The organism is Enhydrobacter sp. (genome assembly GCF_030246845.1).
Classification (GTDB): domain Bacteria; phylum Pseudomonadota; class Alphaproteobacteria; order Reyranellales; family Reyranellaceae; genus Reyranella.
The window spans coordinates 4,397,985-4,410,259 of sequence record NZ_CP126889.1 but is presented as its reverse complement, the minus strand read 5'-3'; the positions used below and the strand labels follow the sequence as shown (position 1 = coordinate 4,410,259).

Below are 12,275 nucleotides of genomic sequence, written 5' to 3'. Positions count from 1 at the left end.
AAGTATCTATGCACATTAAGAGGGCCGCATGGTTGCTTCGGCACCAGCGATCGACTCCGTCTTCCAGGCCCTCGCCGATCCGACGCGCCGGCTGGTGCTGGAGCGGCTGGCGCGCGGACCGGAGTCGGTCAGCAGGCTCGCCGCGCCGTTCGACATGGCGCTGCCCTCGTTCGTCGAGCATCTGCGGGTGCTGGAAAATTGCGGCCTGGTGAGCTCCCGCAAGACCGGGCGCGTGCGGACCTATCGGCTGATGCCGAAGAAACTGCGTCAGGCCGAGGACTGGCTGGCTCGGCAACGAAACCTGTGGGAGCAGCGCCTCGACCAGCTCGACGCCTACCTCCTGGAACTGAAGGAGAGACGTTCATGACGGTCCATAAAGTCGATCCCAAGCTCGACCTCGTGCTCGAGCGCGTCGTCGACGTGCCGCCCGCGCTGGTCTGGGAGGCGTGGACGAGGCCCGAGCATCTGCGCCACTGGTTCACGCCCAAGCCCTGGACGGTGGCCCATTGCGAGATCGATCTCAGGCCCGGCGGCGTCTTCCGCTTTGTCATGCGCAGCCCCGAGGGGCAGGAGTTCGACAACGCCGGCTGCTTTCTCGAGGTCGTGCCGCAGAAGCGGCTGATCTGGACGGACGCCCTTCTGCCCGGCTACCGGCCTTCGGCCAACCCGTTCTTCACCGCCATCGTCGAGATCGAGCCCAGCGGCGAGGGCACGCACTATGTCGCGACCGCCATCCATCGCGACGAGGACGGCCGCAAGAAGCACGAGGAGATGGGCTTCCACCAGGGCTGGGGCACCGTGCTCGATCAGCTCGTGGCCTACGCCAGGTCGATGTGACGCTCGCCGGCGTCACTTCCTCGCGATCACCACCTCGAGGTACTCGCCCGGCACGACCATGGTGCCGTCGCTCGCCTGATTGAGGCGCCCGATGAGCGCCGTGATATCGGCGGAGAGCGCGTTGCGCCTGGCATCGTCCAGCGATGCCATCGCCTTCAGCACCGGACCGTAATAGCTCCGGAACACGTCGATGAAGTGTTCGGCCGAGCGATAACGGAACATGAAGTTGCGCGGCTCGGCCGAGATCGACCGGGCGCCCGCGCCGAACAGCTCCGCCAGACGCTCCCGGGTGCCCCACAGGATCGGCGATTTGACCCCTGCCGGCGGCGGCACGTATTGCCCGACGAGCTTGAACACCTGGCCGATGAAGCCGGCGGGCGTCCAGTTGGCCAGGCCGATCTTTCCGCCGGGACGGCAAACACGGAGCATCTCGGCGGCCGCCTTCTCCTGATCGGGCGTGAACATCACCCCGTAGGTCGAGACCACGGCGTCGAACGTCGCATCCGGGAAGGGCAACGCCTCGGCGTCGGCCTCCTGGAAGCGCACCGCGAGGCCGTCCGCGGCAGCCCGCTTCTTGCCGTGCTCGAGCAGGGCCGGGACGTAGTCGGTCGAGGTGACGTCGCACCAGCAGCGCGCGGCGGCAAGGGTGACGTTGCCGTTGCCGGCCGCTACATCCAGCACGCGCTGGCCCGCATGCAGGTCGAGCGCCTGGCACAACGACTCGCCGACGATCTGCAGGGTGGCGCCGATCAGCGCATAGTTCCCGGACGACCACACACCCTGCTGACGCGCCTTGATGGCGCCGAGATCGGGCGTGGATGTGGGGGCATCAGCGGTCATGGTCATGGACATGGCGTTTCCTTCCCTCGACGTTCGACCGGGAGAGTGGCGGCGCGACTCCGTCGCCGCTATGCAGCAACCGCCGCATCGTGCAGAATCCGCCGACGACCCGTGACCGGCCGACAGGGAGGCAGACATGGGTGAGCGACCGAAGCAGTCGACGCATCGAGAGCCGGCTTCCGGCAGGGATGTTCCGGAGGGTCTCGCGCGGGCGCTCGAGTGGCTGAACGGGCGGCTGGAAGAGCCGGTCCCGCTCGAAACCCTCGCCGCCGTCGCCGGCATGCGGCCGCGAACGCTCGAGGCGCAGTTCAGGCGCCATCTCGGCACCACGCCGCTCGGCTGGATGCGGCGCCTGCGTCTTGCTCGCGCGCGGCAGCAGTTGCTTTCGGCCGCTCGCGATGCGAACGTGACCGACGTCGCCATGGCGAGCGGCTTCACGCAGCTCGGCCGGTTCGCGGCCTACTACCGGCAGCAGTTCGGTGAGCTGCCGTCGCAGACCCTGAAGGCGGCACGGTCCGGCCGGAGCGCCCGCGGCCAGGACGATATCGACGACGAGGCATTGCGCCTGAGCTGGCGCGCCATGGCCTCGGCCTTCAACGTTGGGCCGGCCGCCTGCAGCGCTGCGATCGCGGACGTCGAACGGGCCCAGGAACTGGCCCCGCAACTCGCCCTGCCGAAGGCCATCGCCGCCTGGTGCTGGAGCCAGCGCGCGGCGCACAATTTCGATCGCACGCCCGAGCTCGATCGGGAACGATCCTTGCGGCTCGCCGCCGAAGCCAGACGCCTCGCACCTCACGACGGCCTTGCCCTGAGCCTCTGTGCCGGCGCCATGACGCTGACACGGCGCCTCGCCGATGCGGACCGCCTGATCGAGCGCTCGCTCGCCATCGAGCCCTGGTCGCCCTGGGGCTGGGTGCGCCGCGGTTGGCTTTCGGCCTATGCCGGCGACGACGATGGCGCCTTGCGCGAGCTCAGGATGACGCTGCGCCTGATGCCCTTCGAGCCGGTGCGCCACCTGATCTTCATCGGCATCGGCTGCGTCCACTTCAATGCCGGCCGCTACGAGCGCGCCGTAAGATGGATCGAGGACGGCACCGCCGCCGTGCCGCAATCCTATTGGGCCGATCGCGTGGCCGTCGCGGGCGCCGCGCTCATGGGCGCAGGCGCAGAGGCGCGGCGCGCGGCAGTCGCGCTGCTGCGCAAGGACAAGGATCTGACGGTGGAGATGGCGCGACGGGCCTGGCCGTTCCCGCCGTCGTTCATGAATCGCCTGGGCGACGGGCTGCTCCGCGCCGGCGTGCCCAAGCGCTGAGGACGCCGCCGTCGGCCGGGACTATCGCGCCGCCGAATGGGCCTCGGCCTTGCGCGAGGACTCGGCGGCCGCCTCGACCACCATGTTCTTCATCGCCTTTTGCAGCTTGTCGAAGGCGCGCACCTCGATCTGGCGCACGCGCTCGCGGCTGATGCCGTACTTGGCCGACAGATCCTCGAGGGTCTGAGGCTCGTCGATCAGTCGGCGCTCGACGATGATGTGCCGCTCGCGGTCGGTGAGCTGCTTCAGCGCCGCCGCCAGCATGCGCTGGCGCTGGCCGAGTTCCTGACTGTCGGCCAGGCGCGCCTCCTGGTTGGGCGACTCGTCGACCAGCCAGTCCTGCCACTCCATGTCGCCCTCGGCCTTGACCGAGGCGTTGAGCGAGCTGTCGGGCGCGGCGAGGCGGCGGTTCATGTTCACCACCTCCTCCTCGGGCACGCCGAGACGGGTGGCGATCTTCTTCACCTGCTCGGGCGACAGGTCGCCCTCCTCGATCGCCTGCATCTGGCCCTTGAGCTTGCGCAAGTTGAAGAACAGCTTCTTCTGCGCCGCCGTGGTGCCCATCTTCACCAGCGACCAGCTGTGCAGGATGTATTCCTGGATCGAGGCGCGAATCCACCACATGGCATAGGTGGCGAGACGGAAGCCGCGGTCCGGATCGAACCGCTTCACCGCCTGCATCATGCCGACATTGCCTTCGGAGATGAGCTCGGCTACCGGCAGGCCGTAGCCGCGATAGCCCATCGCGATCTTGGCCACGAGGCGAAGATGGCTCGTCACCAGCTTGTGCGCGGCCTGGGAATCACCATGTTCCCGCCAGCGCTTGGCAAGCATGAATTCTTCCTGCGGCTCCAACAGGGGAAACTTGCGAATCTCCTGGAGGTAGCGGCTGAGGTTGCCCTCCGGCGACAGGGCCGACGGCAGGGCGGGAAGGTTTGCGGACACAGCACTCATTGGGGACTCCCCCTTTCTGTGTGAACGGGCGTTTAGCACTCTTGCCCGTCGACTGCTAAATCCGAGTCTATTAGTCGGGTAGTCGTTCGGTCAATCCAAAAATCCTACTAATTCCCTCAAGAATTATGAGGATAACTTAACGTCGTTCAGTTCGGCCACGAGCATCTTCATGTCCTGTGGCATTTCCGTGGCGAAGCGCATTTCCCGCCCGGTGCCGGGATGTCGGAACTCCAGAACCGCGGCATGCAACGCTTGCCGCCCAAAGCTCTTCAACGACAGCGGGATGTCGCTGTTCCGCGAACGGCCGCGGGTGCGGCCGTAAGTCGGATCGCCGACGATGGGACAGCCGATATGGGCCAGATGCACCCGCACCTGGTGGGTGCGTCCTGTATGCAGGCGCGCGCTCACCTGGCTGGCCCACGGCTCGAGCGGGGGGCCGAAGCGCCGTTCGACCCAGTAGTCGGTCGCGGCCTGCTTGCCACCGCTCCGGCGCACGGCCATGCGCTTGCGATCGATCGGATGCCGGCCGATCGCGGCCTCGATCGTGGCCCTCTTGGCACTCGGCGCGCCCCAGACGATGGCCTGGTAGATCCGGGTCAAATCATGCACGGCAAAGAGCCTCGACAGCGCACGATGGGTAGTGTCGTTCTTGGCCACGACCATCACCCCCGACGTGTCCTTGTCGAGCCGATGGACGATGCCCGGCCGGCGCACGCCGCCGATGCCCGACAGACTGTCGCCGCAATGGGCGAGCAAGGCGTTGACCAGAGTGTTGTCGGGATTGCCAGGCGCCGGATGGACCACCAGCCCAGCCGGCTTGTTCAGCACCAGCAGATCGGCATCCTCGTGGAGGATGTCGAGCTCGCGCGCCTGGGGCTGTGGCTGGGCCGGTTCGGGCTCCGGAATATCGACCACGAACCGCTCGCCCGTTTTGACCTTGCGGGACGGCTCTTCTATCGTCGCGCCGCCCGCCAGCGCCACGCGGCGGCCTTCGATCAGCGCCTTCACGCGACTGCGCGTGAGGGCCGGCAGGGCGCTCGTCAGCGCGCGGTCCAACCGCTCGCCGGCGGTGCGTTCGTCGACGGTCACGATGTGGCGACCGGCTTCGCTCATGGAGTTCTCTTGGCGTCCCCTGCTCCGGCCCGTTCTTCCCAGGCCTATGCCCCGCTCTGGCTGAAGGTGCTGGTGATCGTGATGGGCCTGCTGATCATCGTGGGCTTCACCGTCGTGGCGGCCGAAATCGCCCGCCGCATGTCTAGCGCCAATACCTCGCATTCGCCAGCGGGCGCCACCTTCGCTCAGCGCATCGCGCTGCCGTCGGGCGCGCAGGTCGTGTCGATGAATGCGGTCGGCGACCGGCTGGTCGTCCATGTCGAGGACCAGAACGGCCTTTCGACCGCCTATGTCGTCGACCCGGGCACCGGCGCGCTGCTGGGCACCATCGCCTTCCCGCCCGGCACGGCCCACTGACCGCCATCTCGATCCAGGACGCCCGATGAACTTTCGCAGCGACAACGAGGCTGGCGCCCACCCGGCGATCATCGAGGCGGTGGCGCGCGCCTTCGCCGCCGGGAATGCCTTCTCGTACGGCGCCGACGAATGGACGCAGAAAGTCGAAAGCCGGCTGCGCGACATCTTCGAGAAGCCGGACCTCAGCGCCTATCCGGTCGCCACCGGCACCGCCGCCAACGTGCTGGCGCTGGCCTGCTGCGCTCCGCCCTGGGGTGCGATCTTCTGCCATCCGGCGTCGCACATCGCGGTCGACGAGGCGAACGCACCGCAATTCTACACCGCGGGGGCGGCGCTCATCCGCATCGACGGACCGGCCGGCAAGATCGATGCGCGCAAGCTTGCTTCCGTTCTCGCCGAGCCGGTCTACGGCGTCGTGCATCATCCGCAGCCGGCGGCGGTCAGCATCACCCAGGTCACGGAATGCGGCACCGCCTATGCGCCCGAGGAGATCGCCGCGATCTCGACCTCGGTGCGACGTCACGGGCTCAGGCTGCATATGGACGGCGCCCGCTTTGCCAACGCCCTCTCCTTCGTCGGCTGCGTGCCGGCCGAGCTCACCTGGAAAGCCGGCGTCGACGTGCTGAGCCTCGGCGCCACCAAGAACGGCGCCATGGGCGCCGAGGTGGTGGTGTTCTTCAACAGCGAGCTGGCGCGCGAGTTCGAGTTCCGGCGCAAGCGCGGCGGCCACCTCTTCTCCAAGATGCGGCTCCTGTCGGCCCAGCTCGATGCCTACTTCGCCGACGGCCTGTGGCTTTCCAACGCCCGCCATGCCAACGCGATGGCGCGCCGGCTGGTCGCCGGCCTCACGCCGCTCAAGGGCACGTCGCTCCTCTACCCGGTCGACGCCAACGAGATCTTCATCGTCCTGCCGGCGCATATGCACGATGCCTTGCAGGACGCCGGTGCGCAGTACCATCCCTGGCCGTCAGACCGGCCGGGAGAACGGGCGTTCCGGCTGGTGACGGCCTTCGACACGGAGGTCGCCCAGGTCGATAAATTCCTGGCCATCGCCAAGGCCGCCTAGTCCTTTCAAGGTACCGCCATGACCCATCAGCGTACGCTTACCGCCGCTCACTGGGGCGTCTACGAGGTCGAATACGACGACCGCGGCGCCGCCGTCCGGCTGCATCCTTTCTCGCCGGATCCCGATCCCTCGCCGATCGGCCTGCACATGCTCTCCGACGAGGTCGCGCGCCTGCGCGTGCGCCGGCCGGCGATCCGCAAGGGATGGCTCGAGAAAGGCCCTGGCGCCACCTCGGAAAGGCGCGGCCAGGAGCCGTTCGTCGAGGTGCCGTGGGACGAGGCGCTGGACCTCGTCGCCGGCGAGCTCAGGCGGATCAAGGAAACCTACGGCAACCGGGCAATCTTCGGCGGTTCCTACGGCTGGTCGAGCGCCGGCCGCTTCCATCATGCGCAGAGCCAGGTGAAGCGCTTCCTGAACAGCTACGGCGGCTTCGTGCGCCATCAGGATTCCTACAGCCTCGGCGCGGCCCGCGTGCTGATGCCGCACATTGTGGCGACGATGGAGGAGCTGCAGGCCATGCACACCGGCTGGGATGTGCTGGCCGAGCACTGCAGGCTGTTCGTCACGTTCGGCGGCGTGCCGCGCAAGAACGCGCAGATCAATGCCGGCGGAGCCACCCGCCACCATGTGAAGCGCGGCCTCCATGCGATGCGCGACAAGGGCGTGCGCTTCGTCAACGTGACACCGACCGGCGACGACCTCGACACCGGCGGCGCCGTAGAATGGCTCGCCATCCGGCCCAATACCGACGCCGCGCTGATGCTGGCGCTCTGTCACGTGCTCTACACGGAAAGGCTCTACGATCGCACCTTCCTCGACCGCTGCACCGTGGGCTTCGACAAGTTCGTCCCCTATCTCGAGGGCGCGACCGACGGCCTGCCGAAGACACCCGAATGGGCAGAGAAGATCTGCGACATCCCGGCCGCGCGCATCCGCAGCCTCGCGCGCGACATGGCGGCGACCCGCACGACGGTCAGCATCGGCTGGTCTCTGCAGCGCAGCCATCACGGCGAGCAACCCTTCTGGGCGCTGGTGACGCTGGCCTGCATGCTGGGCCAGATCGGCCTGCCCGGTGGCGGCTTCGGCGTGGGCTACGGGCCGGTCAACCTGATGGGCAGCCCGCATCCCAAATATTCCGGGCCGACACTGCCGCAGGGCGTCAACCCGGTGAAGGAGTTCATTCCTGTCGCGCGCTTCACCGACATGCTGCTGCATCCCGGCGAGACGTTCGACTACAACGGCGGCCGTCATGCCTATCCCGACATCCATCTGGTCTACTGGGCGGGCGGCAATCCCTACCATCACCACCAGGACCTCAACCGGCTGCGCCAGGCCTGGCGCAAGCCCGACACCATCATCTTCCACGAGCAGTTCTGGACGCCGGCCGCCAAGATGGCTGACATCGTGCTGCCGGCCACGACCAGCCTCGAGCGCGACGATATCGGCTACGGCAGCCGCGAGCCCTACGTCATCGCCATGAAGAAGGCGCGCGAGCCGCTGGGCGAGGCGCGCGACGACTACGAGATCTTCCAGGCGCTCGCCCGCCGCCTGGGTGTGGCCGAAGCCCACTCCGAGGGGCGCACCTCGAGCCGCGAATGGCTGGAACATCTCTACGAGGAGTCGCGGGCGAAGTCGGCCCGGACGGGCGTCACCCTGCCGCCGTTCGCGCAGTTCTGGCGCGACGGCCTCGCCGAGGCCAAGGGCGAGCCGCGCGAGCCGGTAATGCTGGCGGCGTTCCGCGCCGATCCCGAGAAGCATCCGCTCAAGACGCCGTCGGGCAAGATCGAGATCTATTCGGAAAGAATCGCCTCGTTCGGCCTCGACGACTGTCCACCGCACGCGGCCTGGCTGGAACCGATCGAGTGGCTGGGCGCCGAGACCGCCCGGCGCTATCCGCTGCACATGCTGTCGGACCAGCCGGCCGACAAGCTGCACAGCCAGCTCGACCACAGCCCGCATTCCCGCTCGACCAAGATCAAGGGACGGCAGCCGATCACAATTCATCCCGAGGACGCTGCCGCGCGCGGCATCGCCGACGGCGATCTGGTGCGCCTGTTCAACGACCGCGGCGCCTGTCTCGCCGCCGCGCGCCTCAGCGACCGGATCCGGCGCGGCGTCGTGCGGCTCTCGACCGGTGCGTGGTTCGACCCGGCCGATGCGGGCTCGAACCGGCCGCTGGAGAAGCACGGCAATCCGAACGCCCTCACCCTCGACATCGGCGCCTCGAAGCTCAGCCAGGGCTGCATCGCCCAGACCTGCCTGATCGAGATCGAGCGCTTCGACGGCCCCGCCCCTGCCGTGACCGCGCACCAGCCGCCGGCGCTCGAGCGACGGCACTGACGCTTTCGCATCTTGCACCGTATCTCGACAATATCTCCGGTGCCATCCCGAGCGCAGCGAGGGGGCCTTCGCGATACCCGATCGAAGATCCGTCACTTTGCTCGGGATGACACAGCTTTTGTTGCCCGATGACCACCATCGGCATCCGCGGCGCCTTCTTCGACTTCGTCGACGATCCCTGGAAGCATGTCGGTCGCGAGCAGGAAGCGGCGCGCTTTCTGCCCGACGGTCTGCTGGTGGTCGAGGACGGCCGGATCGTGGACTTCGGCACGTACGGAAGCACGGCGAAGCGCCATCGCGGCCTCGACGTCACCCATATCGCGGACCGGCTGATCCTGCCGGGCTTCATCGACGGTCATATCCACTTTCCGCAGACGCGCATCCTGGGTGCGTTCGGTGAGCAGCTCCTGCCATGGCTGCAGCGCTGGGTCTTTCCCGAGGAGCTGAAGTACGAGGATCTCGCCTACTCCCGCGAGGCGGCGCGGCACTTCTTCGACAATCTGCTGGCCTCGGGCACCACGACCTGCCAGGCCTTCACGACGACCGCGCCGATCGCGACCGAGGCGCTGTTCGACGAGGCGACGCGGCGCAACATGCGCCTCATCGCCGGCCTCACCGGCATCGATCGCCAGGCGCCGGCGGAGTACATGCGCTCGGCCGACTCGTTCTACGCGGACAGCAAGCGGCTGATCGCCCGCTATCACCGTCAGGGCCGCAATCTCTACGCGATCACACCGCGCTACGCCCTGGGCGCCACGCCGGCGCTGCTCGCCGCCTGCCAGCGGCTGAAGCAGGAGCACCCCGACTGCTGGGTGAATACCCATATCTCGGAGGACCGCACCGAGGTGCGCGAGGTCGGCAGCGCGCATCCGGGCTGCACGGACTATCTGGCGATCTACGAGAAGTACGGCCTCACCGGCCCGAAGTTCACCGGCGGCCACGGCGTCTGGCTGTCGGACGACGAGTTCGAGCGCCTGTCCCGAAGCGGCTCGGCGATCGCCTTCTGCCCCTGCTCCAATCTCTTCCTCGGCAGCGGCTTCTTCAGGCTCGGGCGCGCCACCGATCCCCGATCGCGCGTGCGACTCTCCTGGGGCACGGACGTCGGCGGAGGCAACCGCTTCTCGCTGCTGGGCGTCCTCGACGAGGCCTACAAGGTCGGCATGGGCAATGCCGCCGGCCTCGAGGACCGGCCGCAGGAAGCGGAGCGCAACAAGGTGTCGCCCTATCGCGGCTTCTGGTCGATCACCCTGGGCGGTGCCGAGGGACTCTACGTCGACGATCTCGTGGGCAACTTCGCACCAGGCAAGGAAGCCGACTTCGTCGTGCTCGACTGGAACGGCGGACCGCAAGCGCAAGCCTGGCGTCAGTCCCTGACTCTCGGGGAGACGGGTCCGCAGACCGTCGAGCAGGCTGCCGATCTCCTGTTCGGCATCATGATGGTCGGCGATGATCGCGCCGTCGACGAGACCTGGGTGACGGGCCGGCGGCTCTACAAACGACATCCGTGTCATCCCGAGCGCAGCGAGGGATGACACCGATGCACGGTGATTCCTACCTCCGCCAGCTCGTATCGGTCTTGTCGAGCTTGCGGATCAGGGCGGCGAACTCGAGGTCGCCGACACCGGCGGCCGACTCCATCTCCGAGAAGCGATCCATATCGGCGCCGGACCTGCCGGCGAGATTGTCGCCCATGACGTTCAGTGTGCCGGCCGCCGCTGCATCGACCTGGATCTGGCAGGCGCGCTCGAGGCGGTAGAGCCGCAGGAAGGCTTCCGGCACCGAGCGGCCGGTGACGAGCAGGCCGTGGTTGCGCAGCACCATTGCCTGGTGTTCACCGAGGTTCGCCAGCAGCCGTCCGCGCTCGTCCAGATCGAGGCTCGGCCCCTCGTAGTCGTGATAGGCAAGCTTGCCATGAAACGCCGTCGACACCATCGAGATCGGCAGCAGCCCCTCTTTCAGGGCACACACCGCCATGCCGGCCCGCGTATGCGTGTGCATCACGACGCGGTGCCGCACCGCGTGCGCCATGTGCACCGCCGAGTGGATGACGAAGCCCGCATAGTTCACCGGATGCGGGCTCGGCTCGACGATCCTGCCGTCGAGGTCGATCTTCACGAGGTTGGAGGCCGCCACCTCGTCATAGTTGAGGCCGTAAGGGTTGATCAGGAAATGCGGCGCCTCGCCGGGCACGCGCGCCGTGAGATGGCCGTAGATCAGCTCCGTCCAGCCGAAATGGTCGACCAGCCGATAGGCCGCCGCGAGCTGGCGGCGCAGGACCCATTCGCCCTGCTCCGGAGGCAGCGCATAGACGTCGATGCCGGTGAGCGGCAGATCCTGCGCGACATGCATGTCCATGGCGTTCCTCCCGGCGGAATCGGCGAATCCTAGGCGCGTACGCTAGGATGATGCAACCTGAGAGGAAATGGCATGCCCGACACGCCCCCGCCAAAGACCCGGCTCGACACGACGCGACTGCAGAAGATCGCCCAGGCCTATTGGGAGAGCGCGGCGCTGATGGCCGCGGTCGAGCTCGAGATCTTCACGGCGATCGCGCGCGGTCACGACACGATCCCCGCGCTTGCAAAAGCGGTCGGCATCAGCGAGCGCAACGCCGAGCGGCTGTCGACGGCATTGGTCGCCATGACGCTGCTCGAACGCAGCGGGCCAGACAGGAACGCGCGCTTCTCGAATGCGCCGGACGTGCAGCGCTTTCTGGTGAAGGACAGCGACCGCTATGCCGGTCCGTGGATCCTGTTCACCAAGCCGCGCTGGACGGCGTATGGCGAACTGAGCCAGCGGCTGCGCAGCCGTACCGAGAACCGTCTGGGGGCCTATACCGAGTTCACGGTCGAGGATGCGCGGCGCTACCACGCCGCGACCTACTCGATCGGCATGGGCGCGGCGCGCCTCTTCAGCCGCAGCGTCGACCTTGCCGGCCGCAAGCTCCTGCTCGATCTCGGCGGCGGCTCGGGCGCCTACAGCATCGTGGCGACCGAGACCTATCCGGGACTCAAGGCGATCGTGCTCGACCTGCCGCCGGTGACCGTGGTCGCCAACGAATACATCGCGGCCAACAAGGCTCAGGACCGTGTGAGCACGCTGGCGGGCGACTTCACCACGACGCCTTTCCCGCAACGGGTCGATGTCGTGGTGATGGCGAGCAACCTGCCGCAATACGAGCCGGCGCTGATCCGGCTCGTGGTCGGCAAGGCCTTCGCCGCCCTCGTGACCGGCGGCGAGATGCATCTGGTGGGCGAGACCTTGCACGACGACCGGCGGGGACCGCTTTCAGCGGCGCTGTGGGGGCTCAACGAGGGGGTGTTCGGCAGCACCGGGATCGCCCACACCGAATCGGAGGTGAAGGGCTACCTGCAGGACGCAGGCTTCGCCGAGGTCGCCGTCCACCCGTTCGTTCCGGGAGTCCTTTCCCGCATCGCCGGCCGCAAGCCCGCCTGA

General features: G+C 67.7%; 12 protein-coding genes. 8 read left to right on the top strand and 4 right to left on the bottom strand.

Annotation, left to right across the window (positions count from 1 at the left end; all coding sequences use genetic code 11):
* Positions 1 to 28: 28 nt before the first annotated feature.
* Both OJF58_RS21990 and OJF58_RS21985 read left to right on the top strand, forming a co-directional pair.
* Positions 29 to 367 carry a metalloregulator ArsR/SmtB family transcription factor gene (locus OJF58_RS21990; RefSeq protein ID WP_300779910.1) on the top strand — a complete coding sequence of 113 codons (339 nt, stop codon included), beginning with the start codon at positions 29 to 31 and terminating at the stop codon, positions 365 to 367.
* Positions 364 to 837, top strand: a complete 474-nt coding sequence (locus OJF58_RS21985) for an SRPBCC family protein (RefSeq protein ID WP_300779908.1) — start codon at positions 364 to 366, stop codon at positions 835 to 837. The genes OJF58_RS21990 and OJF58_RS21985 overlap by 4 nt, the downstream gene beginning before the upstream one ends.
* 12 nt (positions 838 to 849) lie before the next feature.
* Here OJF58_RS21985 and OJF58_RS21980 read toward each other — a convergent pair whose 3' ends face one another.
* On the bottom strand, positions 850 to 1,683 hold the full coding sequence (locus tag OJF58_RS21980; protein ID WP_300779907.1) for a class I SAM-dependent methyltransferase: 834 nt from the start codon (positions 1,681 to 1,683) through the stop codon (positions 850 to 852).
* Positions 1,684 to 1,813: 130 nt separating this feature from the next.
* Between OJF58_RS21980 and OJF58_RS21975 the strand changes: the two genes are divergently transcribed.
* Positions 1,814 to 2,989, top strand: a complete 1,176-nt coding sequence (locus tag OJF58_RS21975) for a helix-turn-helix domain-containing protein (protein ID WP_300779906.1) — start codon at positions 1,814 to 1,816, stop codon at positions 2,987 to 2,989.
* Between the two features lie 21 nt (positions 2,990 to 3,010).
* Here the strand turns inward: OJF58_RS21975 and rpoH are convergent, their stop codons facing one another.
* Entirely contained in the window at positions 3,011 to 3,943 is a 933-nt protein-coding gene (rpoH, locus tag OJF58_RS21970) for an RNA polymerase sigma factor RpoH (RefSeq protein WP_300779904.1), read from the bottom strand.
* 123 nt (positions 3,944 to 4,066) lie between these two features.
* The gene (locus OJF58_RS21965) at positions 4,067 to 5,056 is read right to left on the bottom strand and encodes an RluA family pseudouridine synthase (RefSeq protein ID WP_300779903.1); all 990 of its coding nucleotides are present in this window, start codon (positions 5,054 to 5,056) and stop codon (positions 4,067 to 4,069) included.
* Positions 5,057 to 5,065: 9 nt separating this feature from the next.
* Here OJF58_RS21965 and OJF58_RS21960 point away from each other — a divergent pair, with 9 nt between their 5' ends.
* From OJF58_RS21960 to guaD, 4 genes are all read left to right on the top strand, one after another.
* The gene (locus tag OJF58_RS21960) at positions 5,066 to 5,413 is read left to right on the top strand and encodes a DUF6476 family protein (RefSeq protein WP_300779902.1); all 348 of its coding nucleotides are present in this window, start codon (positions 5,066 to 5,068) and stop codon (positions 5,411 to 5,413) included.
* A gap of 25 nt (positions 5,414 to 5,438) precedes the next feature.
* Entirely contained in the window at positions 5,439 to 6,479 is a 1,041-nt protein-coding gene (locus OJF58_RS21955) for a low specificity L-threonine aldolase (protein WP_300779901.1), read from the top strand.
* 18 nt (positions 6,480 to 6,497) lie between these two features.
* A complete protein-coding gene (locus tag OJF58_RS21950; protein ID WP_300779900.1) occupies positions 6,498 to 8,819 on the top strand; it encodes a molybdopterin-dependent oxidoreductase in 2,322 nt (773 codons plus the stop codon).
* A 128-nt stretch (positions 8,820 to 8,947) separates the two neighbouring features.
* Positions 8,948 to 10,351, top strand: coding sequence for a guanine deaminase (gene guaD, locus OJF58_RS21945; RefSeq protein WP_300779899.1), 1,404 nt, complete (start codon positions 8,948 to 8,950; stop codon positions 10,349 to 10,351).
* A gap of 19 nt (positions 10,352 to 10,370) precedes the next feature.
* Here guaD and OJF58_RS21940 read toward each other — a convergent pair whose 3' ends face one another.
* The gene (locus OJF58_RS21940) at positions 10,371 to 11,174 is read right to left on the bottom strand and encodes a class II aldolase/adducin family protein (RefSeq protein ID WP_300779898.1); all 804 of its coding nucleotides are present in this window, start codon (positions 11,172 to 11,174) and stop codon (positions 10,371 to 10,373) included.
* 72 nt (positions 11,175 to 11,246) lie between these two features.
* On the opposite strand from OJF58_RS21940, the gene OJF58_RS21935 reads away from it, so the two are divergent.
* Complete coding sequence (locus OJF58_RS21935; RefSeq protein ID WP_300779897.1) at positions 11,247 to 12,275, top strand: methyltransferase; 1,029 nt, start codon at positions 11,247 to 11,249, stop codon at positions 12,273 to 12,275.

Coding starts and splice junctions, on each gene's coding strand:
- OJF58_RS21990 (WP_300779910.1), top strand. CDS start 29: ATGGTTGCTTCGGCACCAGCGATCGACTCCGTCTTCCAGGCCCTCGCC.
- OJF58_RS21985 (WP_300779908.1), top strand. CDS start 364: ATGACGGTCCATAAAGTCGATCCCAAGCTCGACCTCGTGCTCGAGCGC.
- OJF58_RS21980 (WP_300779907.1), bottom strand. CDS start 1,683: ATGACCATGACCGCTGATGCCCCCACATCCACGCCCGATCTCGGCGCC.
- OJF58_RS21975 (WP_300779906.1), top strand. CDS start 1,814: ATGGGTGAGCGACCGAAGCAGTCGACGCATCGAGAGCCGGCTTCCGGC.
- rpoH (WP_300779904.1), bottom strand. CDS start 3,943: ATGAGTGCTGTGTCCGCAAACCTTCCCGCCCTGCCGTCGGCCCTGTCG.
- OJF58_RS21965 (WP_300779903.1), bottom strand. CDS start 5,056: ATGAGCGAAGCCGGTCGCCACATCGTGACCGTCGACGAACGCACCGCC.
- OJF58_RS21955 (WP_300779901.1), top strand. CDS start 5,439: ATGAACTTTCGCAGCGACAACGAGGCTGGCGCCCACCCGGCGATCATC.
- OJF58_RS21950 (WP_300779900.1), top strand. CDS start 6,498: ATGACCCATCAGCGTACGCTTACCGCCGCTCACTGGGGCGTCTACGAG.
- guaD (WP_300779899.1), top strand. CDS start 8,948: ATGACCACCATCGGCATCCGCGGCGCCTTCTTCGACTTCGTCGACGAT.
- OJF58_RS21940 (WP_300779898.1), bottom strand. CDS start 11,174: ATGGACATGCATGTCGCGCAGGATCTGCCGCTCACCGGCATCGACGTC.
- OJF58_RS21935 (WP_300779897.1), top strand. CDS start 11,247: ATGCCCGACACGCCCCCGCCAAAGACCCGGCTCGACACGACGCGACTG.